The sequence below is a fragment of the Cryobacterium sandaracinum genome (assembly GCF_004403415.1).
GTDB classification, from domain to species: domain Bacteria; phylum Actinomycetota; class Actinomycetes; order Actinomycetales; family Microbacteriaceae; genus Cryobacterium; species Cryobacterium sandaracinum.
Map to the genome: position 1 here is coordinate 101603 of NZ_SOGO01000007.1, position 19624 is coordinate 121226.

Below are 19624 nucleotides of genomic sequence, written 5' to 3' on the forward strand. Positions count from 1 at the left end.
CTTCTTCAGACTCGCGCTGCCGCGGAATTCTAGATTGAAGATCATGACTTCCAGCCCCCTCATCGCCCGCACCCCGACACCCCGCATCATGAGCGTGCGCGACCTGTCGCAGATCGCCATCTTCGCCGCCCTGATCGCCGCACTCGGACTGCCCGGCGCCCTGAGTATTGGGGCGGTGGCCGTGCCGATCACCTTCCAGACCCTCGGGGTGATGCTGGCCGGGGCGATCCTCGGGGCGCGCAAGGGCTTCTTCGCCGTGCTCCTCCTGCTCGCCCTCGCCGCAGCCGGCCTCCCGCTGCTGTCTGGCGGGCGCGGCGGCATCGTCTGGTTCACCACCTCACCCTCCGCCGGCTACCTCTACGGCTGGCTGCTCGGCGCCCTGGTCATCGGCTACTTGACCGGCCTGCTCCTCCCCCGCTACCGGCTCTGGGCGGCGCTCGGCGCCACCACCCTCGGCGGTATCGTCGTGGTCTACCTGATCGGCGTGCCCGTCACCGCGATCAACCTGGGCCTGCCGCTCTGGGTTGCTCTTGTCGACGCCGCGAAGTTTCTGCCCGGCGACCTGATCAAGGTGGTCGTGACCGTACTGGTGGCCCGCCAGGTTCACAGGGCCTACCCGGGTCTGATCCCGCCGCGCCGCAGCGCCGCTCCCGCGCCCGAGGCCGCCGACGTCACCGCCGGAGCAGTCACGCCCGCATCATGAGCAGGATCGACTTCGACAGCGTCTCGCATGCGTTCGGTGAACGGATGGTGCTGCGGGACATCCGTCTGACCCTCACCGAACAGCGCATCGGCATCGTCGGTGCGAACGGGTCGGGAAAGTCCACCCTCGTGCGCCTGATCAACGGATTGATCAAGCCCGACACCGGAATCGTGAGCGTCGGCGGCCTCGACGTGGCCCGGAACGCCAAGGCGGTGCGCCGGCAGGTCGGCTTCATCTTCACCAACCCGGACAATCAGATCGTGATGCCCACCGTGGCCGAAGACGTCGCCTTCACCCTGCGCCGCCGCGGGCTGACCCCGCTCGAGATCTCGACCCGCACGCGGGCGGCGCTCGAGCGCTTCGGGCTCGACCAGCACGCCGACCATCCGGCGCACCGGCTGTCCGGCGGCCAAAAGCAGTTGCTCGCGCTGGCGGCCGTGCTCGTGGCGGAGCCTGAGATCGTGGTCGCCGACGAGCCGACCACGCTGCTCGACGCACGCAATGCCCGGCGCATCACCGAACTTCTGCTCGGCCTGAGCCAGCAGGTCATCGTGGTCACCCACCAGCTGGACCTGCTCGCCGCCTTCGACCGCGTGATTGTGATCGAGGACGGCCGGGTGGTCGCCGACGGTGCACCGGATGCCGCGCTCGGCGCGTACCGGGAGCTGCTGGCATGATCGGGCCGGCATGATCGGGCTCTATCACCCCGGCCACTCGCTGATCCACCGCGCGCCGATGCTGCTCAAGCTCGTGCTTCTCTCGCTCGCCGTGCTGCTCGTCGGCTCGCTCGGCGAGCTCTGGCAGCTGGGCGCCTGCCTTCTCGGGGTCGCCGCACTGTTCCTGGTGGCGCGGGTGCCGCTGGGCGCGGCGTGGCAGCAGATCGGCCCGATCCTGTGGATTTTGGTGATCGCCGTTCCAGTCCAGGCGCTGTTCGCCGGCTGGACCACGGCCGGCCTGATGGCCGGGCGGCTACTGATCGCCGTGGCGCTGGCGGCGCTGTTCACCGTGACGACCACGGTCACGGCCGTGCTTGAGGGCTTTCAGAAGCTTCTGCGACCGTTCCGTCGCTGGGTCGACGCCGACCGGGTCGGCCTCCTCCTCGCCCTCACCCTGCGGTGCATCCCGCTCGTCACCGAGATCGTGTCCGAGGTGATCGAGGCCCGTCGGGCGCGCGGCACCCAGGGTTCGCTGCTCGCCCTGGCCGTGCCGGTGGTCGTGCGCTCGCTCTATGCCGCGGATGCGATCGGTGAGGCTCTGGCCGCCCGCGGTCTCGACGACTGAGGCCGGAGCGGTTCGGCCCCGGCAGGTCGGTTGCGGCTAGGTTGAGACCACCAGCGGTTTCCGGTCTCACCCCGACCGGACAGGCGAGGAGCGGAGCGCGATGATCCAGCCCGGCTGCATGACCGAGGCACGTCGACGAGGACGGCTGCGGCGCGGCATCCGGGCCGGTGGCTGGTGGACCCTGACCGCGTTCGTACTCGTCGTGATCGTGTTCCTTGCCTGGGTGAACACTGTGCGCGTGGCCGATCGGGCCGCGGCGGACGAGGTCTTCGCCAACCCGAACGTGACCGTCACCGACACCCCCACGTCGGTCGTCCTCGCGCCCGCCGACGACGCCGGCGACATCGGCTTGGTCTTCGTTCCCGGTGCCCGGGTTGACCCCTATGCCTACCTCGACAAGCTGGCGGGCACGGTCGAAGACACCGGGGTGACCGTTGTGATCACCAAGCCGGTGCTCAACCTCGCCATCTTCGACCGCCGGACGTTGTCCACCTTCACCGACGCCGTCCCCGACGTCTCCACCTGGTTCGTGGGCGGCCACTCGATCGGCGGCGTGCGAGCCTGCATGCTGGCGGACGATCCCGCGGTGGCAGGGCTGGTGCTGTTCGGCAGCTACTGCGCGGCCGCGCCGGAGCGCACCGATCTGCGGGCCCTCAGCCTCAGCGGGAGCGCCGACGGCCTCAGCACCCCGGAGAAGATCGCCGACAGCGCAGATCTACTTGTGCCCGACACCCGTTTCGTCGAAATCGAAGGCGCCAACCATGCGCGGTTCGGCGACTACGGCGCCGAGAACGGCGACGGTGTTGCCACCATGTCAACGGATGCCGTTGCCGCCGAAATCACCCGCGAGCTCACTGAGTTCCTGACACAGACAACCCCGTAGTCGGCAACCTTCCCCGGTCCGCGGTTGCGATGCACTGAAGCGGCCGGCACCTGACGAACCCGATCGTTGGAGCACGGCGTGAGCACCCTGGTCATCTTCGATTCGACCTCCAAAACCAGGGCAACCACTGCCAGCGTCGCCCCGGCACCCTGCGGGGCGCGGTCGGCCGCCTTCGACACCCGGGGGCGCACATCCGTGCTGCCCCGCTGAGGTGCAAGAAAGGCCCGGGTATCCTTGACCGGGCCTCTCCTGCCGCTCTCGTGTTGTGTTCTGTGTTAAGTGGTGGTCAGAGAGTCTACGTACTCCTGGTTCTCGGAGATCCACTTCGCCACGATCGGCTCGTAGTCCTTGCCGTCGTAGTCGACGAACATGGCCTTCTCAAGCGAGTACAGCTTGTCGAGGTCCATGTCGAAGCCCTTGATCCACTCGGTGGCCTGCGGAAAGTCCTCGGCGAAGTCGGACTTGGCGTAGCTGTGGAGCGACTCGGTGTTCTTCAGGGTTCCCTTGGGGTCCTCGAGGGTCTTGATCGGCAGCGAACCGTAGGCCCAGTGCGGCTCCCAGAGGGTGACGACGATGTTCTCGCCGGCCTTGGTGGCCGCGGTCAGCTCGGTGAGCATGGCTGCGGTCGATGAGGTCAGGTATTCCATGTCGTCGAGGCCGTAGGCCGGGATGACCTTCTCAGTGGTGGCCTTGGTCAGGCCGGCTCCGGGTTCGATTCCGACGATGCGGTTGCCGAACTTGTCGGCGTTCCTGGCCAGCTCGTCGAGGGAATCGATGGGGGCATCCTTGTTGACGGCGATGGTCAGGCGGGATTCCTCGTTCCATGCGCCGAGGTCGACGATGTCATCGCCGTACTCCTTCACGTAGGACGCGTGGGTCTGTGGCATCCAGACATCCATGTTGATGTCGTAGTCTCCGGTGGAGAGACCCGAGTAGACGGGGGCAACGTCGGCGTATTCCAACTCCGCGTTGTAGCCCTTCTCGTCGAGGATGGCCTTCCACAGTTCGGAGACCGCGACGCCTTCATCCCAGCCGTTGAACACGGCGATGGTGATGTCTTTCTGGTCCTTGTTCCCGTCGCCGACGACGGCGGCCTCGGCCGAGGCGCAGCCGCTGAGTGCGAGGAGCCCAACGGCTCCGAGGGCGATGAGGGACAGTGATCGGTTTTTCATATTGTTTCCTTTCGTGTCGCCTGGTGGGCGACCGGGGCAGAATCAGAAATCAGGAGGTCGTGTGCGCGGCGCACTGGCTCAGGCGGCCAGGGCTTGCTGGGCGCGGCGCTTGCGGGCCGACATGATTCGACCGAGCGGGGTGTCGCCGGTGCCGAGTGCGGCGGTCAGGCGGTCAAGGAAGATGGCGAGGATCACCACGGCGAGGCCGGCTTCGAAACCGAGTGCGACATCGATGCGGTTCAGGCTGGCGACGACATCCGCTCCCAGCCCCCCGGCACCGACCATACCGGCGATGACGACCATCGACAGGGAGAGCATGATGACCTGGTTGATACCCGCCATGATCGTCGGCATCGCCAGCGGAAGCTGGATCTGCCGGAGGATGCGCCAGGGCGAGGCGCCGAAGGCCTGCCCGGCCTCAACCACTTCTCGGTCGACTCCGCGGATGCCCAGCTCGGTGAGGCGGACTCCCGGGGCCATCGCGAAGATGATGGTGGCCACGATTCCGGGCACGACGCCCACGCGGAACAGAATCAGCGCGGGAATCAGGTACACGAAGGCCGGCATGGTTTGCATGAAGTCGAGAATCGGCCGGATGATGTTGGACGCCACCGCGGACTTCGCCGCCAGGATGCCGAGCGGCAGGCTGAGGGCGATCGCGAGCACGCTGGCGACCAGCACCAGTGCGAGGGTGTCCATGGCGTTCTCCCACTGGTCGACGCCGACGACGACGATCAGACCGAGGACGGTACCGACCATGAATTTCCAACCGCGGGTGGCCAGGGCCAGCCCCGCCGAGAGCACGATGATCACCCAGAAGGGCGGCGCCACCAGGAGGAAGTCGACCAGTTCGTAGGCACCGTCGAAGACGGCCCGGATGAAGTCGAATAAGAACCCGAACGTGTCGGTGATCCAGTCGATGAACCCCTCCACGAGGGTGCCCAGAGGAAGTCGGAAGTCGTTCACAGGTCGGCTCCTTCCAGAGCGGTGTCGCGGAGGGTTTCGGTGATCACGCTGATGGAAATCGTGGCTGCGGGCTCGATCACGGGCACGTCCCCCGTATTCGTGCTCACGTTGCCGAGCGCGGCCAGCAGGGTCACCCGCGGGATGACGCCGAGCAGACGGTTCTTCTCATCGACCACGGCGATGGCCAGATCACTGCCGACCGAGGGTTCGACCAGGTCGACCAGCGGGGTGTCCGGGTTGACGGAGATCGCATCCGTGCGCACTATCGCGCGCAGATCGGTCTCGCCGGCCTTGACCTGCCCCAGCACGTCGCGATCGCGCACCACACCGGCGAAGGTGCGGTCGCGGTTGAGCACGAAGGTGGCGGAGGTCTGCAGGTCGCGCATGGTGCGGAGCGCAGCTCGGGGACCGCCGGTGATCGTGACCACGGAGCGCACGGGCTCCATCACGCTGGCCGCGGTCAGCACCCGGGCGCGGTCGACATCCTGCACGAACTGAGCGACGTAGTCGTTCGCCGGGTCGGTCAGGATCTCCTCGGGGGTGCCGATCTGAACGATGCGACCATCGCGCATGACCGCGATGCGGTCGCCGAGGAACATGGCCTCGTTGAGATCGTGGGTGATGAAGATGATGGTTTTGCCGAGCTCGGCCTGCAGCTCGATCAACTGCTCCTGCATTTCGCGGCGGATCAGCGGGTCAAGGGCCGAGAACGCCTCATCCATCAGGAGGACGTCGGTGTCGGCGGCGAGAGCCCGGCCGAGGCCGACTCGCTGCTGCATTCCGCCGGAAAGCTCGGACGGCAGGCTGTCGGCCCAGCCGTCGAGCCCGACGAGGCGGATGATGGTGCGCGCCTTGGCGAGCCGCTCCTCGCGGCCCGTGCCCTGCACCTCGAGTCCGTAGGCGACGTTGTCGATCACGGTGCGATGCGGTAGCAGGGCAAAGTGCTGGAACACCATGGAAATATTGGTGCGGCGCACCTCGCGCAGCGCGGCGGCGGAGATGCCGGTGATGGCCTGGCCGGCCACCGTCACGCTGCCAGAGGTGGCGTCCAGTAGCCCGTTGAGCATGCGGATCAGGGTGGATTTGCCCGAACCGGACAACCCCATCACCACGAAGATTTCGCCGCGGTGAACCTCGAATGAGGCGTCGATAACGGCGGCGGTGCCCAGCGAGGACACCTCATCGCGGCTGGCTCCCGCGGTCAGCTTCTTGACGAGCTCGTGCGGACGACGCCCGAACGCTTTGTACAGTCGATCTGCCTTCACGGCAATAGTTTCGGTCACGGATTCTCCCGGTGCACGCCGGGCGGGGCCGAATCACGGCCGACGGAACGGATGCACGCTGTGTCGGACGGGTAGGCCGTGACCGGCCTCGACGCGATGGAAAGCGTGGGCTGGGGCGATCATGGGGATCGCATCCGTCATGGCCTCACCATACGAAGCGCCGTACCGATGGGGCCGTGGCTGTACATTCGCGTCCTGGTGAAGGGTCGTAAGACCAGCAGTAATCCTAACACGGGGGTATTTGCGTCGCAGAAGCAGCGATTTCGACGGTTTCGGGTAGCGGGGAGAACCGGCCCTACCGCAGGCCGCGAGACAGTCGCCGCGGACCATCCGTGCCGGGTCGCGTTCGACGACCCGGAACGGACTCAGGCCTTGAGCGCCGCGATCTGCGCGGACTTCTCGGTCGCGGCGGCCGTTTCGGCGGCGCTGGGCGCACCGTGGTGGGCGATCATCGTGGTCTCGTCGAACGGCTCGTGACGGTCGAGCACCCGGTCGACCTGGGCACGATCGATCTCCTTGGTCCAGGATCCGATCAGCACGGTGGCGACGGCGTTGCCGGTAAAGTTCGTGAGCGCGCGGGCCTCGGACATGAAGCGGTCGATGCCCACGATGAAGCCGACTCCTTCAAGCAGCTGCGGGGCGTGGGCCTGCAAGCCGGCGGCCAGGGTCGCGATCCCGGCACCGGACACTCCCGCGGCACCCTTGGAGGCGATGATCATGAAGGCGAGGAGCCCAATCTGCTCGCCCAGGGCGAGCGGCTGACCCATGGCCGTGGCGATGAAGAGCGACGCCATGGTCAGGTAGATCGCGGTGCCGTCGAGGTTGAAGGAGTATCCGGTGGGAACCGTGACGCCCACGACCGGCTTGGAGACGCCGAGGTGCTCCATCTTGGCGATCAGGCGCGGCAGCGCCGCCTCGGAAGAGGAGGTCGAGAAGATCAGCAGGTACTCTCGGCCGAGATAACGCATCAGCTTGAAGATGCTGATGCCGGTGACGATCTTGAGCAACCCGCCGAGGATGACGACGATGAAGAGCACACAGGTCAGGTAGAAGGCGCCCATCAGGGTGAAGAGGCTGATAACGGCCTGGAAGCCGGTGGCACCGACGACGGCGGCGATCGCACCGAAGGCGCCGATCGGCGCGAGCCACATGACCATGATCAGGATGCGAAAGACCAGGGCCTGCACGTGCGCGATGCCCTCGAGGATCGGCTTGCCGGCGGCTCCCATCTTCTGCAGCGCGAAGCCGGCGATGAGGGCCACCAGCAGGGTCTGCAGGATGTTGCCGGCGGTCAGTGCGGAGAACAGTGTGGTCGGGATGATGCCGAGGAAGAAGTCCGATTCGGCGGCTTCCGGCGGCACGAAGGTGGTCGCGGTGAGATCAAGCCCTGAGCCGGGCTTGATCACGTTGCCCACGACGAGGCCGATCGCCAGGGCGAAGGTGGACATGGTCAGGAAGTAGCCGAGGGCCAGTCCGCCGATCTTGCCGACCGTGGCGGCCTTCGCGATGGACCCGATGCCGAGGATGATCGTGCAGAAGATGATCGGCGAGATCATCATCTTGATCAGGGCGATGAAGATGTCCCCGAGCGGTTTGAGCGAGACGGCGAATCCGCCTGTGCCGCCGAAGAGCAGGCCGACGATGACGCCGAGGATCACCGCGACGATGACCGCCATGTACAGGTAGTGGGACTTGTCAAACTTCTTCGCGGGCTGTGCAGCGCGAGCGCGAGGCAGTGATGCCATAAAAGACTCCTTTGTCTAGTAACTAGGCTGGGGTGAAGCGCTGGTGCGCCCGGACCATCCGTGGTGTGTTTCAGACTGGACGACCGAGGCGCCCGCGTCACTGTTGCGGTCATATTGGTCACGGTCGCGCAAATGGAAGAAGGATGCGATGGGGCAAGGCTGGAGCATTGCGCGCCGCCTGTTCCTGGCGAACGCCCTGGTCATCATGGCGATAACCGTGTTCGCGGGCACCGCGGCCTTCGTGGACGCCCGCGACCGTGGCTTCGTCGCCGCCGAGGAACGGATGCTGTCCGTCGCCAGCGCCATCGCCGACAACCCGCTCGTACTGGAGGCCAGCCGCTCAGCCGATCCCAGCGCGGTGCTCCAGCCGTACGCCGAGCGGGTCACCGCCGACGCCACCCTCGACTTCATCACGATCATGGCGCCCGACCGCACCCGCTGGACCCACCCGACCGAGTTGGAGATCGGCCGCCCCTACATCGGTACCGTCACGCCCGCCCTGGCCGGGGAACCGTTCACCGAGGTGACCACGGGCACGCTCGGACCCTCGGTGCGGGCCGTCGTTCCGATCACCGACGAGCAGGGAGCCGTTCAGGGCCTGGTGGCTGCGGGGGTGAAGACGAGCAACCTCTCCATCGCGCTGAGCGCGCGGCTGCCGGCCGTGCTGGGGGTGGCCCTGATGCTGCTAGCCACGGGCACCCTCGCCGCCTGGCTGCTCGGTCGCTATCTGAGCCGGGTCACGCTCGGCTGGGGACCGGAGCAGCTCGCCCAGCTCTTCGTCTACTACGACTCGGTGCTGCATTCGGTGCGGGAGGGTCTCGTACTCGTCACTCTCACGGGCGAGGTCGTGCTCTACAACGATCAGGCTGCCCGGCTGCTGGGCCTGCCGCCGCGCTCACCGACTGAGGGCCGAGCATCCTCCGCCGCCACGCAGAGCCTTGACCGTCTCGACCTTCCCCCGGCGCTCGCCGAGCTACTGAAGAGCGGCCGCCCCGCCACCGACGAGATCCACGTCACCGACACGCGCGTGCTGGTCGTCAGCCAGCTGCCGGCACTGAAACCGGGCAGCGGCCGCACCAAACCCGCGCCGATGGGCTGGGTTGCGACCATCCGCGACCACACCGACCTGCAATCGATGGGCAGCGAGCTCCGGTCGATGCGCACCCTCTCGGATGCCCTGCACGCCCAGACCCATGAGCACGCCAACCGGCTTCACACCATCGTGTCCCTGATGGAACTCGGGCGCGGCGCCGAGGCCCTCGATTTCGCCACCAAAGACCTGGAGCTCAGCCAGCAACTCACCGATGACATGCTCGACTCGGTGGACGAACCGGTGCTCAGCGCCCTGCTGATGGGCAAGTTCGCCCAAGCCAGCGAGCTGGGCGTGCTGCTCACGGTTGAGGCGGCCGGAACCCTCGCCGATTCCGGCCTGACGGCGCAGGACCTGGTCACGGTCGTGGGCAACCTGGTCGATAACGCACTCGACGCGGCCGCCGGCGGCGAGGCACCCCGCCGGGTGCACCTCTCGGTCGGCTCCACGCCCTCGTCGGTGGCGATCGAGGTGGCCGACACCGGGCCCGGCGTCGACCCGGACGCCGTGACCGACATCCTCCGCCGCGGTTACAGCACCAAGGAGCCCGGCAGTTTCGGCCGCGGCCTCGGACTGGCGTTGGTGCGGCAGACGGTCAACCGGCTCGGCGGCAGCCTCAGCATCACCCGCCGCGAGGGGGCCGTGTTCACGGTCACCCTCCCCCGGCAGCCGGAGGAGCCCGCTGCGGGCATCGAACCCGACCTCGAGGCGACGATGGGCGGATTGCATGACTGACCGGGACATCCGGGTGCTCGTCGTCGAAGACGAAGCCATTGCGGCCGAGGCGCACGCCGCCTACCTCGGGCGTCTGACCGGTTTCGTGCACGCGGGCACCGTCGGCGACGGCCATTCCGCCCTGCGCGCCCTGGCTACGGCCGTCACCGCCGGGCAGCCCATCGATCTGGTGCTGATGGATATGACCCTGCCCGACCTGCACGGCCTCGACGTGAGCCGACGGATGCGCGCGGCCGGCCTGACCACGGACATCATCGCCATCACGGCGGTGCGCGAACTGCACATCGTGCGCGGCGCCGTGGCGGCCGGCATTGTTCAATACCTGATCAAGCCGTTCACCTATTCGACCTTCGCGCAGAAGCTGGTGCAGTATCGGGACTTTCGGCTTCAGCTGGGCGGCCTGTCCGCGATGACCAGCCAGACCGACGTGGACCTGGCGTTCGCGAGCCTGCGCACGCCCACCGAGCTGCCGCGGCCGAAGGGTCTGTCCGAGGGCACCCTGGGCGCGGTGATCGAGTTCCTGAAGCTGCAGACCGTTCCGGTCTCCTCCAGCGAGGTCATGGAGCAGCTCGGCATTTCTCGGGTGACCGCCCGGCGCTACCTTGAGCATCTGGCCGACACCGGCTCACTCGAGCGGTCGCCGCGCTACGGCACGCCGGGGCGGCCAGAGAACGAATACGTCTGGAAGCGGCTGTAGCGCGCACGTGCAGTCACGGCCGCGCGGTGAGCACTCCTGGCGTGGCTCTCTCAGCGGCCGGCGCGCTCCGCCAGGCCGCGCACGCAGGCGGCCTGGCCGGCGTGCTGCAGGTCGTCGGAGAGCACGCTGACCAGGCGCACCGCGAGTGTGACCGGCGGGGTCCAGCGGGTGTCGACGACCCGGGAGAAATCTGCCGTGGTGAGAGTGGGCAGCCAGGCGATGGTGCGGGCGTGCACCGCGTCGAGATAGCCGGCCAGAACGGATGCGCCGGCGCGCACCTGCCCAACCTCCTCGGCGGTTTGGCCGTAGCCGGTGGCCGCCCGCGCGAAGGGAAACGCGAACCTGTCGGCCCAGCCGGCGCTGTCCCAGAGCTGGTCCTCGTTCATCAGCTCGGCCAGGTGGTCATCCTGCACCCGGGTCAGGTGCCAGATCAACCACGCGATGCTGTTCGCCTCCGGGTCGGGCCGGAAGGTCAGCAGCTCTTCGTCGGCATCCACGAGCACGACATGCACGATGCTCCGGACACGTGCGTAGGCCTCGGCGATCAGGTAGCTCGACAGCATCGGTTCTCCTTACGCCGAGTGCCTCGTCAGTGCCTCGGTTGGTGGCCCCGATGTGTCCCGCGTCGGAGCCAGAGTAGCCCCGGCTTGCTACCTGGCGGTGGTCGAGCCTGTCGAGGCCCACCGCCCAGCAGCTGGATTACGGTTGCGCCCGTTTGCTCGGGAGTGCGATCAGGGTTTGTTCGGGGTCGACTCCGACCGGCGGCCGGAGCCAGTAGTCGTTACCGGTGCGGATGATGCTCCAGTGCTGATTATGCAACAGCAGGTGGTGCGGGTGGCAGAGCAGTACCCCGTCGGCGGGGTCGGTATAGCCGTTGTCTTTCACCCATTCGTTAATGTGGTGGGCCTCGCTCCAGGCTGGTGATTTGTCGCAGTCGACCCAGCGGCATCCGCCGTCGCGAACGCCCATTGCGGCCCGCTGGGCTTCGGTGAAGAGGCGTTCGTCGCGGCCGACGTTGATGATGTCGCCGGATTCACTGAACTGGATGCCGCGGGTTCCGGTGTCGCAGAGGAGCCGGTCGATGGTGTCCTGCGAGATCGGGACCGGGTTTCCCTCGATCTGCCCTGCCTGACCCGCCTGACCCGTTTCGAGGGCCGTTCCGGCCACGATCACTCAAACCGACGGGCGGCGGCCACCGAACACCCGCCCCTGGTCGGCCTCACCGGCGATCTTCAGCAGCTGCACGAAGGCATCCGCGGCGATCTGATCCGTGCTGCGCGAGTCATCCTGCAGGCGTTTCGCCCACGCCGCCTTCTCCTTGTCGACGAAACGCACGCCTCCGCGGCGAGGGTCGGTGACCGAATCGAAGACGGAGAGCACGAATTCGCCGTCTTCGGGAGCGAAGAGCCCATTCAGGCGCACCTTGCCGTTTCCCAGCCGGTACACCTTCAGGAACCGGTCGTCGTAGGCCTGCTTCTCCCGAGCGGCAATGCCGGCTTCGTCGAGGCGGTCGCGCATTCGTCTCGCGAGTTTGAAGACGTGGTCCGCGTTCAGAGTTGAGGCCACGGCGAGGAGAGAATCGGGGGCCGCACGAAGCTTCTCGGCGGTGACCACGTCGTCGATCTGGCCGAGACCGGAACGGATCGACTCGGCCGCATCGACCGAGAGCATTCCCGCGGTGACTGCCCGGGCGATCGGCGCCTGCCACGACACCTTCTCGACGAACGCCGCGACCGCGGCGGCATCCGAATCGCGCGACTTCAGGACGGCTTAGACGAGCTTCTCCGCCGCCGCGGCGTCGGCCATCATCGAGCCGACCGCGACGAGCTTGAACGCGTCGTTCTTCGTCGAGCCGGTCACCTTCTGGATCAACGCCTGAGGCGAGAGGAACCCCTGCTGCGCGGCCAGACCGGAGTGGCCCGGTTCCAGCCGCGAACGCCGGGCGATGGTCGCCGCCATCCGCGCCGAACGGGTGTCGAGGAGGCGGCGAGCGGCCGCGATCGGCCTCTGACCGGCCAGCACCTCAGCATCGGCGAGGGCCTTATTTTCGGCGAAAACGGAACCGAGGAAGGCGACGGCATCCGTTGCCTGCCTGAGGTCATCCGCGGTGGTTGTCATGTTTCGAAACTAGCAAACATGACATACAGAGTTGAGAGTCTGTCACTTATATATGGAAGTTTCTAGAAGTCATGTTCGAGGCCTGCGCGGCCACTCCACCCTCTTCCGGTCGGCTAGCCCTCCAGCGACCTGATCAGACGAGCCGGCACGCCACCATGGACGGTGTTGGGCTCGACGTCCTTGGTCACTACACTTCCGGCAGCCACGATTGCCCCGTTGCCGATCGTGACACCGGGCAGGATTGTGGCGAAAGCACCGATCCACGCGCCGTCGCCGACATGGATCGGCTTGGTTACCAGTGGGCCGACTCGGAACTCGCTGGGTCCGATCTCATGCGTACTTGTGACGAAGCGGACGCCCTGGGCCACAGCCGCGCGCCCGATGACCACACGCTCATTTCCGTCGAAGTAGCAGCCCTCATTCACGAACGCGCCGGGTTTTAGAACGACCATTCTGGAGCCAAAGGTGACCCCCTTCAGCACTCTGGAACTTCTGACGTTCATTCCGGCGAGGTGGAGCAGCCGAGACCGATGCGCTCCATTGACGATCAGCGGTGTAGCCAGGAGCCAATTAACGATGATGTCGTGCCAGATTCGCACCGCGTGGGGTCTGTCTTTGGTGGCTCGTGCAGCTCTGATTTTTTCCGCCTGACGATGAAGGTGCTGTTGACTGGATATCAGGCTACCGGGTACAGAAAAGGCCAAGCCTCGTTTGGAGCGAGCCTGGCCTTTTTCTGATGGTGCACCCCCCCGGACTTGAACCGGGAACCCACTGATTAAGAGTCAGTTGCTCTGCCAATTGAGCTAGAGGTGCGTGTTTCTCTACTCTCCGACCCAGGGTGACCCGAACCGACTCTAGATACTAACAGCACGATTACCTTCGGCGCCAATCGCGGTACAAACCGGAGAGTCGCGCCAAAATTACTAGTCTTGGTCTGTGACCCAGCCCCAGAAGTACTCCCTCGATGACGACCTCCAGCTCGCGACCGAGCTCGCCGATCTGGCCGACGCGATCTCGCGCGACCGGTTCACCGCGATGGACCTCGTCGTGACGACCAAACCCGACCGCACCCCGGTGACGGATGCCGACCAGGCCGTGGAGCGCGCGATCCGGACCGCCCTGGCCGAGCGGCGCCCGGTCGACGGCATCCTCGGTGAGGAATTCGGCACCGAGGGCACCAGCGTGCGGCAATGGATCATCGATCCGATCGACGGCACAGCCGGTTTCCTGCGCGGCATCCCGATCTGGGGCACCCTGATCGCCCTCGCCGTCGATGGCGATCCGGTGGTGGGGATGGCGAGCTCCCCAGCCCTCGGCAAGCGCTGGTGGGCGCGCACCGGCGGCGGCGCCTGGATGACCGACGAGCGCACACCCGGCGCCGACCCCGTGCGCCTGGCCGTGTCCGGCGTGACCAAGCTCGCCGACGCCTCGCTCAGCTACAACAGCATCCAGCAGTGGGACCAGACCGGGCACCTCGACGAGCTGATCACACTGTCCCGCCAGGTCTGGCGCACCCGCGCCTACGGCGACATGTGGTCGTACATGCTCCTCGCCGAGGGTCTGCTCGACATCGTCGCGGAATACGATCTGCAGCCCTACGATCTCGCGGCCCTGGCCCCGATCGTGCAGGAGGCCGGCGGCCGGTTCTCCTCCGCCGACGGCCGGCCCGGCCCCTGGCACGGCAGCGCTCTGGCCACCAACGGCCTGCTGCACGAGCCGGCTCTGCGGGCCCTCGGCTCAGCGACCACCACCACGGATGCACCCGCGTCCCCGAGCGCGCCGACCCGCTAACCGATGATCCCGCCGCGCACGCACCCCGGAACCCTGACCCTGCTGATCGCTGCGGCCAGCGTCCTGACCGCCAGCCTCACCGGCTGCAGCGTGATCGGCGACATGCTGCCGACGCCGGTCCGCAACGTGGCTGCCGTGCCGGCATCCGCTCTCGGAGAGGTCACCGCTGTGGCCGACCTTCTCGTCGGAGACTGCCTGCGTGAGGTTTCGGAGGGACTGGACGTGAACGCATCGATCGTTCCGCGGGTTTCATGCGACGAGAGCCACGAGTTCGAGGTATTCGCCCGGTTCCCGGTGCCGGGCGACGCCTTCCCCGGCGACAACGCCGTGACCGCAGTGGCGGAAACCGGCTGCGGTTCCCTGTTCGAGGACTTCGTGCTGCTCGAGTACCGGGCATCGAGTCTGGATTTCGCCTACCTCACCCCCACGGCGCAGAGCTGGGCCGACGCCGACGTCCTGGCCAGCCCGAACGGCCCGGGCAGCCGCGACGTCTCATGCCTGATCACCGACCCGGCCGGCGCCGTGACCGGCACCCTGGCCGGCGCATCGCGCTGACCCGCGGCCATACTGTTGACCCATGAGGATCAATGCCTTCTCGGATGTCTCCCTGCGAGCGCTCATGTTCCTGGCGACGCTCCCCGACGGCGAGCTTCAGACCTCGCGGGTCATCGCCGAGGCGGTGGCCACCCCGTACAGCCATGTCAGCAAGGCCGTCATGCGACTCCGCGAGCTGGGACTCGTGGAGTCACTGCGCGGCCGTACCGGCGGAGTGAGGATCAGCCCGGTCGGGCGAACGGCCACCGTGGGCTGGCTGCTGCGCCAACTCGACACCCGCGACGATGTCGCCGACTGTGAGACGCCCCACGGTGACTGTCCGCTCAGTGGCGGCTGTGGACTCCGCGGGGGGCTCCGACGAGCACGGGAGGCGTTCTACGCCGAACTCGACGACCTTGTGATCGCGGCTCTCCCCCATATCGGCTTCCCCGCTCCCGTTGTCCTCACGCTGGCACCCCCGCCGCCGCGCCGCGCCGATCGGGGGTAATGGGATACAACCCGATATTAAGCATTTGAAATGATACTTTTGGGTACGTCCCTCAATTGCTTGGAGTTTGCATGCTATCCACCCAGTCACTGCCCCTCATCAAAGCGACTCTGCCCCTGGTGGGCGAGCGCATGCCCGAGATCGCGAAGAACTTTTACGGCCGGATGCTGACCGCTCATCCCGACCTCTTCGACGGCCTCTTCAGCCGCTCCAACCAGAAAAACGGCTCGCAGCAGCAGGCCCTGGCCGGAAGTATCGCCGTCTTCGCGACCTACCTGGTGCAGAACCCCGACACCACGCCGGAGGCCATGCTCTCCCGCATCGCCCACAAGCACATCTCCCTCTCCATTGCGCCCGAGCAGTACGACATCGTCTACAAGTACCTCTTCGAGGCCATCGCCGAAGAACTCAGCGACGTCATCACGGCCCAGATCGCCGGCGCCTGGACCGAGGTCTACTGGCTGATGGCCCACGCCCTGATCAAGATGGAGAAGGGCCTTTACGCCGGTCTCGCCAGCGACAAGCCGCTCGCCCCCTGGGTCGTCGTGAAGAAGGAAGCGGCCGGCACCGACGCCGTCACATTCACCCTGGAGCCGGCCGACGACACTCCCGTGACGCCTGCCCTGCCGGGCCAGTACGTCAGCGTCACGGCCACCATGCCCGACGGCATCCGCCAGGTGCGCCAGTACTCGCTGTCGGCCGGCACGGCCACGACCCGCGTCTTCACCACCAAGCTCGACGCAGACGGCGAGGTCTCCCCCGTGCTGCACCGTGATGTGCAGGTCGGCGACACGCTCATCCTCTCCGTGCCGTGCGGCGACATCACCCTAGATCAGGGCACCGGCCCGCTGATCCTGGCCTCGGCCGGAATCGGCTGCACGCCCAGCGCATCGATCCTGCGCTCCCTGGTGGACACCGGCTCGAAGCGCGAGGTGCTCGTGCTGCATGCCGAGAGCAACCTCGAACGCTGGGCGCTGCGCGACCAGATGAGCGAAGACATCGCACTGCTGGAAGCAGCAGAGCTCGAACTCTGGCTGGAGATCCCGAGCGAGGGCCACCACGAGGGCTTCATGTCCCTTGAGAACGTGACGATCCCGACGGATGCCTCGGTGTACCTGTGCGGTCCGCTCCCGTTCATGCGCAGCCTGCGCTCACAGGCGCTGGAGTCCGGTGTGCCGGCCGACCGCATCCACTACGAGATCTTCGGCCCTGACCTCTGGCTTGCCGGCGTCTGATCCGCGCGGAATCTCAGCGCAGCCTCAGTGCTCGTCGCCCCATTCGGTGCCCTCGAGGTCGCCGCGCAATGTGCCGGTGACCTCGTCGACCGCCTCGCCCACGGTGCCCGCGAACCGCTCCGGTGGGAACCGTCGACTGAGACCGTAGTCGCGCAGGTGGTCCTTCACCGGACCCTTCATCTCGGCGAAGATCAGCGTGATCCCGCGTGAGGCGAGGAAATCGTCGAGTTCCAGAAGTTCTTCCACGGCGGTCGTGTCGATCTCTGTGATCGGCTCGGCCGCCAGGATGACCGTGTGCACGTCACTCCCTGCCTCGGTGACGACGCGACGCACGAAGTCGTCGAAAATGCCGCCGTTGGCGAAGAACAGCGGCGCGTCGAAGCGCACGATGACGATGCCGGGCAACCGCTCGCCCTCCGGATGACGGGACAGGTCGTGGTACCCGCGCAGCCCACGGATGCGCCCGAGCTCAGCCCGGTAGGGTCGCCAGGCGTGGCTCACGAATGCCCCGAGGGACAGCACGATCGCCACGCCGATGCCCTCGATCACGCCCACGACCACGACACCGAGGAACGACGCGATGGACAGCGCGGCATCCACTTTGTTCATCCGCACGAGGGCGAGGAACCCCTTCACGTCGATCAGACCGGCGGCCGCGACGATCACGACGGCAGCGATGGTCGCCGAGGGCAGGTAGCCGGTGAGTCCGGGCGCCAGCAGCATGAACACCACGATGAGTGCGGCGCCGACCACGCCCGTGAGCTGGGTTCGTGCGCCCGCGCTCTCGGCAACGGGGGTGCGCGAGGACGACGCCGAAATGGGGAAGCCGCCGAGCAGACCGCCCGCGATGTTCGAGGCGCCGATCGCCGCCATCTCCTGACTCCCGTCGACACTCTCGCCGCGGCGCGCGGCGAACGTGCGCGACAGCACGGCCGTATCGGCGAAGGCGATCAGGGCGACGCCGAGGGCGGGAAGGGCGAGCGCGGCGACATCCGCCCAGACCAGACCGCCGAGCGCCGGAGCGGGCAGTCCCTGCGGCATCGCCCCGACGACGGGTATGGTGCTGTGAAGCCCGGGTACGGCAGTCAGCAGTGTCGCCAGCACGACGGCCACTAGCACGCCGGGGATCCGAGATCTGCCCCAGGACAGACCCACGATGATGAGCAGCGACCCGAGTCCGAAGAGCAACGCGGTGAGGTTGACTTCGCCCCCGGCGATACCGGCCCCGATTGCGATCACGTCGGCAATCGGCGGACCCGAGTCGATCGAAAATCCCAGCAGCGCCGGCAGTTGGGAAATGATCACCAGGAGTCCGAGGGCATTCAGGTAGCCGACCCGGATGGGCTTGGAGAGCAGGTCGGTCACGAATCCGAGGCGGAGCAGTCCGCCCAGCAGGAGGATCAGGCCGACCATGATCGCGAGAAGTCCCGCCAGGGCCACCGCTCGGTCGTCGTCGCCGAGGGCAAGCGGCAGGATCACGGCCGCGATGATCGGCGCCAGGGCCGAGTCGGGGCCGAGCACCAGCACGCGAGAGGGGCCGAACAAGGCATATGCCGCCAACGGAATGATCGTGGCGTACAGGCCGGTCTCTGGCGGCAGGCCGGCCACCTCGGCGTAGCCGATGCCCACCGGGATCAGCAAGGCGGTGAGCACAAGCCCCGCCCTCAGGTCAGGGAGCAGCCAGGCGCGCCGGTAGGTGAGCGCGGTATCGACACCCGGCACCCACTTCTTCACCCACGCAGCCGCCATTGAGTTCCTCCCGGCCCATCTTCCCCCATAACCACGACGCAAAAAGGCCCGAACCCCATGAGGGGTCGGGCCTTCCGGCTCAACAACGTGTGACAGCAACCGGTGGTGGAGATGGGGGGAATTGAACCCCCGTCCACTGCTGTGGTCATATGCCTTCTACGGGTGTATCCAGTGAAATCGTTCTACTCGGCTCCGGAATTTGCCGCTGGCATCTAATCCGACGAGCCCAGCCCTCGTTTGAGTCCCCCTACACCCCGCGGCTCAGAGTAGGAGCAATCTCTCTAAATGACGTCAGGGTCCGGGTAGAGAGCATTCCCGGCCTGGCGGACTTCTTAGTGCGCTCGCTTAGGCAGCGAGGGCGAAGTCAGTGCGGTTTGATTTGGCACTTATTGTTTTGCAGAGATCGTTTACGAGATAACCCTGCATCCTCGACCCGCTTCTCATAATTGCGCAGGCAATGTCGAAACCGATCATCCCCATGTGCACTCACTGCCACCATGGCGGCATTCAAGTGGGTCACTGTCACACGCTGTTGAGTTTTCAATCTGCTGAGTGTCAATCCTCACGGCCCGAATGGATCGTGCAGCCCTTTAGCTTACAATACGACGAGGTGGAAGGCTAGTCGCCGAGGTTTTTTCGGGCGGAGATGGCCCGGTCGGACTCGCGCTTGTCCTGGCGCTCGCGCAGTGTCTGGCGCTTGTCGTACTCTTTCTTGCCCTTGGCGACCGCGATCTCCACCTTGGCCTTGCCGTTCTTGAAGTAGAGCCGCAGCGGGACGAGCGTGTAGCCGCCCTCTTTGGTTTTGTGGCTGATTTTGATGATCTCCTGCTTGTGCATCAGGAGTTTGCGCTTGCGCCGCGGCGGGTGGTTGGTCCACGTGCCGGCGACGTACTCCTGGATGTGCACGGCGTCCAGCCAGATCTCGCCGTTCTCGATGAAAGCGTAGCCGTCGACGAGCGAAGCCCGACCGGCCCTGAGAGACTTGACCTCGGTGCCGCTGAGTACCATTCCGGCCTCGTAGGTCTCCTCAATGAGGTAATCGTGGCGTGCCTTGCGATTGGTCGAGACGACCTTCTCGCCTATTTCCCTGGGCACGGCATACTCCTCGACTCGGTGGATGTGTTCGGACGCGAT

The 19624-nt window shown here is 66.6% G+C and carries 21 protein-coding genes, 1 tRNA gene, 1 other RNA gene and 1 pseudogene; 11 read left to right on the forward strand and 13 right to left on the reverse strand.

Going from position 1 to position 19624, the window contains the following annotated elements; all coding sequences use genetic code 11:
• Positions 1–43 precede the first annotated feature (43 nt).
• The 5 genes from E3T25_RS01435 to E3T25_RS17605 all read left to right on the forward strand — a co-directional run bounded on the left by E3T25_RS01435 (position 44) and on the right by E3T25_RS17605 (position 3077).
• Positions 44–703 carry a biotin transporter BioY gene (locus tag E3T25_RS01435; RefSeq protein WP_134341813.1) on the forward strand — a complete coding sequence of 220 codons (660 nt, stop codon included), beginning with the start codon at positions 44–46 and terminating at the stop codon, positions 701–703.
• The gene (locus tag E3T25_RS01440) at positions 700–1380 is read left to right on the forward strand and encodes an energy-coupling factor ABC transporter ATP-binding protein (RefSeq protein WP_104102835.1); all 681 of its coding nucleotides are present in this window, start codon (positions 700–702) and stop codon (positions 1378–1380) included. The genes E3T25_RS01435 and E3T25_RS01440 overlap by 4 nt, the downstream gene beginning before the upstream one ends.
• Before the next feature lie 10 nt (positions 1381–1390).
• Positions 1391–1984: a CbiQ family ECF transporter T component gene (locus E3T25_RS01445; protein WP_104102832.1), complete on the forward strand. Its 594-nt coding sequence runs from the start codon at positions 1391–1393 to the stop codon at positions 1982–1984.
• A 100-nt stretch (positions 1985–2084) separates the two neighbouring features.
• Positions 2085–2867 (forward strand): alpha/beta hydrolase, encoded by a 783-nt coding sequence (locus E3T25_RS01450; protein WP_241980515.1) that lies wholly within the window; start codon positions 2085–2087, stop codon positions 2865–2867.
• A gap of 78 nt (positions 2868–2945) precedes the next feature.
• Complete coding sequence (locus tag E3T25_RS17605; protein ID WP_255453076.1) at positions 2946–3077, forward strand: hypothetical protein; 132 nt, start codon at positions 2946–2948, stop codon at positions 3075–3077.
• A gap of 65 nt (positions 3078–3142) precedes the next feature.
• On the opposite strand, the gene E3T25_RS01455 is transcribed toward E3T25_RS17605, so the two are convergent.
• The 4 genes from E3T25_RS01455 to E3T25_RS01470 form a co-directional block, all read right to left on the reverse strand.
• A complete protein-coding gene (locus E3T25_RS01455) occupies positions 3143–4039 on the reverse strand; it encodes a glycine betaine ABC transporter substrate-binding protein (protein ID WP_104171603.1) in 897 nt (298 codons plus the stop codon).
• Positions 4040–4117: 78 nt separating this feature from the next.
• Positions 4118–5005: an ABC transporter permease gene (locus E3T25_RS01460; RefSeq protein WP_104102826.1), complete on the reverse strand. Its 888-nt coding sequence runs from the start codon at positions 5003–5005 to the stop codon at positions 4118–4120.
• Complete coding sequence (locus E3T25_RS01465; RefSeq protein WP_241980517.1) at positions 5002–6270, reverse strand: quaternary amine ABC transporter ATP-binding protein; 1269 nt, start codon at positions 6268–6270, stop codon at positions 5002–5004. Before E3T25_RS01465 ends, E3T25_RS01460 begins: the two co-directional genes overlap by 4 nt.
• A gap of 383 nt (positions 6271–6653) precedes the next feature.
• On the reverse strand, positions 6654–8033 hold the full coding sequence (locus E3T25_RS01470; RefSeq protein WP_104102820.1) for a cation:dicarboxylate symporter family transporter: 1380 nt from the start codon (positions 8031–8033) through the stop codon (positions 6654–6656).
• A gap of 148 nt (positions 8034–8181) precedes the next feature.
• Here E3T25_RS01470 and E3T25_RS01475 point away from each other — a divergent pair, with 148 nt between their 5' ends.
• Positions 8182–9858, forward strand: a complete 1677-nt coding sequence (locus E3T25_RS01475) for a sensor histidine kinase (protein ID WP_134371711.1) — start codon at positions 8182–8184, stop codon at positions 9856–9858.
• Positions 9851–10555, forward strand: coding sequence for a response regulator (locus E3T25_RS01480; RefSeq protein ID WP_134341815.1), 705 nt, complete (start codon positions 9851–9853; stop codon positions 10553–10555). The genes E3T25_RS01475 and E3T25_RS01480 overlap by 8 nt, the downstream gene beginning before the upstream one ends.
• A 50-nt stretch (positions 10556–10605) precedes the next feature.
• On the opposite strand, the gene E3T25_RS01485 is transcribed toward E3T25_RS01480, so the two are convergent.
• The 6 genes and pseudogenes from E3T25_RS01485 to E3T25_RS01510 all read right to left on the reverse strand — a co-directional run bounded on the left by E3T25_RS01485 (position 10606) and on the right by E3T25_RS01510 (position 13486).
• A complete protein-coding gene (locus E3T25_RS01485; protein ID WP_134341816.1) occupies positions 10606–11118 on the reverse strand; it encodes a mycothiol transferase in 513 nt (170 codons plus the stop codon).
• A gap of 136 nt (positions 11119–11254) precedes the next feature.
• Complete coding sequence (locus E3T25_RS01490) at positions 11255–11722, reverse strand: hypothetical protein (protein ID WP_134341817.1); 468 nt, start codon at positions 11720–11722, stop codon at positions 11255–11257.
• A gap of 6 nt (positions 11723–11728) precedes the next feature.
• Positions 11729–12268 (reverse strand): DUF222 domain-containing protein, encoded by a 540-nt coding sequence (locus tag E3T25_RS01495; protein ID WP_134371713.1) that lies wholly within the window; start codon positions 12266–12268, stop codon positions 11729–11731.
• Between the two features lie 57 nt (positions 12269–12325).
• Positions 12326–12673, reverse strand: a complete 348-nt coding sequence (locus tag E3T25_RS01500) for a hypothetical protein (protein ID WP_134371715.1) — start codon at positions 12671–12673, stop codon at positions 12326–12328.
• Between the two features lie 128 nt (positions 12674–12801).
• Positions 12802–12951 (reverse strand): annotated as a pseudogene (locus tag E3T25_RS17840) (DapH/DapD/GlmU-related protein); the annotation flags it as partial.
• Positions 12952–13410: 459 nt separating this feature from the next.
• Positions 13411–13486: transfer RNA gene (locus E3T25_RS01510), tRNA-Lys, on the reverse strand.
• 123 nt (positions 13487–13609) lie between these two features.
• Between E3T25_RS01510 and E3T25_RS01515 the strand changes: the two genes are divergently transcribed.
• The 4 genes from E3T25_RS01515 to E3T25_RS01530 all read left to right on the forward strand — a co-directional run bounded on the left by E3T25_RS01515 (position 13610) and on the right by E3T25_RS01530 (position 16741).
• Positions 13610–14464 carry an inositol monophosphatase family protein gene (locus E3T25_RS01515; protein ID WP_134371717.1) on the forward strand — a complete coding sequence of 285 codons (855 nt, stop codon included), beginning with the start codon at positions 13610–13612 and terminating at the stop codon, positions 14462–14464.
• A 3-nt stretch (positions 14465–14467) separates the two neighbouring features.
• Entirely contained in the window at positions 14468–15019 is a 552-nt protein-coding gene (locus E3T25_RS01520) for a septum formation family protein (RefSeq protein WP_104102793.1), read from the forward strand.
• A 22-nt stretch (positions 15020–15041) separates the two neighbouring features.
• Positions 15042–15506, forward strand: a complete 465-nt coding sequence (locus E3T25_RS01525; protein ID WP_104171597.1) for an RrF2 family transcriptional regulator — start codon at positions 15042–15044, stop codon at positions 15504–15506.
• A gap of 71 nt (positions 15507–15577) precedes the next feature.
• On the forward strand, positions 15578–16741 hold the full coding sequence (locus tag E3T25_RS01530; RefSeq protein ID WP_134371719.1) for a globin domain-containing protein: 1164 nt from the start codon (positions 15578–15580) through the stop codon (positions 16739–16741).
• A 24-nt stretch (positions 16742–16765) separates the two neighbouring features.
• Here the strand turns inward: E3T25_RS01530 and E3T25_RS01535 are convergent, their stop codons facing one another.
• The 3 genes from E3T25_RS01535 to smpB form a co-directional block, all read right to left on the reverse strand.
• Positions 16766–18490, reverse strand: coding sequence for a SulP family inorganic anion transporter (locus tag E3T25_RS01535; RefSeq protein ID WP_134371721.1), 1725 nt, complete (start codon positions 18488–18490; stop codon positions 16766–16768).
• Between the two features lie 103 nt (positions 18491–18593).
• Positions 18594–18968, reverse strand: a transfer-messenger RNA (tmRNA) gene (gene ssrA / locus E3T25_RS01540).
• 140 nt (positions 18969–19108) lie between these two features.
• Positions 19109–19585: an SsrA-binding protein SmpB gene (gene smpB, locus E3T25_RS01545; RefSeq protein WP_104193627.1), complete on the reverse strand. Its 477-nt coding sequence runs from the start codon at positions 19583–19585 to the stop codon at positions 19109–19111.
• Positions 19586–19624 lie beyond the last annotated feature (39 nt).

Bases quoted from the DNA above. Each gene is read 5' to 3' on its own strand.
- E3T25_RS01435 (WP_134341813.1), top strand. From the start codon at position 44: ATGACTTCCAGCCCCCTCATCGCCCGCACCCCGACACCCCGCATCATG.
- E3T25_RS01440 (WP_104102835.1), top strand. From the start codon at position 700: ATGAGCAGGATCGACTTCGACAGCGTCTCGCATGCGTTCGGTGAACGG.
- E3T25_RS01445 (WP_104102832.1), top strand. From the start codon at position 1,391: ATGATCGGGCTCTATCACCCCGGCCACTCGCTGATCCACCGCGCGCCG.
- E3T25_RS01450 (WP_241980515.1), top strand. From the start codon at position 2,085: ATGATCCAGCCCGGCTGCATGACCGAGGCACGTCGACGAGGACGGCTG.
- E3T25_RS01455 (WP_104171603.1), bottom strand. From the start codon at position 4,039: ATGAAAAACCGATCACTGTCCCTCATCGCCCTCGGAGCCGTTGGGCTC.
- E3T25_RS01470 (WP_104102820.1), bottom strand. From the start codon at position 8,033: ATGGCATCACTGCCTCGCGCTCGCGCTGCACAGCCCGCGAAGAAGTTT.
- E3T25_RS01475 (WP_134371711.1), top strand. From the start codon at position 8,182: ATGGGGCAAGGCTGGAGCATTGCGCGCCGCCTGTTCCTGGCGAACGCC.
- E3T25_RS01480 (WP_134341815.1), top strand. From the start codon at position 9,851: ATGACTGACCGGGACATCCGGGTGCTCGTCGTCGAAGACGAAGCCATT.
- E3T25_RS01485 (WP_134341816.1), bottom strand. From the start codon at position 11,118: ATGCTGTCGAGCTACCTGATCGCCGAGGCCTACGCACGTGTCCGGAGC.
- E3T25_RS01500 (WP_134371715.1), bottom strand. From the start codon at position 12,673: ATGACAACCACCGCGGATGACCTCAGGCAGGCAACGGATGCCGTCGCC.
- E3T25_RS01520 (WP_104102793.1), top strand. From the start codon at position 14,468: ATGATCCCGCCGCGCACGCACCCCGGAACCCTGACCCTGCTGATCGCT.
- E3T25_RS01525 (WP_104171597.1), top strand. From the start codon at position 15,042: ATGAGGATCAATGCCTTCTCGGATGTCTCCCTGCGAGCGCTCATGTTC.
- E3T25_RS01530 (WP_134371719.1), top strand. From the start codon at position 15,578: ATGCTATCCACCCAGTCACTGCCCCTCATCAAAGCGACTCTGCCCCTG.
- E3T25_RS01535 (WP_134371721.1), bottom strand. From the start codon at position 18,490: ATGGCGGCTGCGTGGGTGAAGAAGTGGGTGCCGGGTGTCGATACCGCG.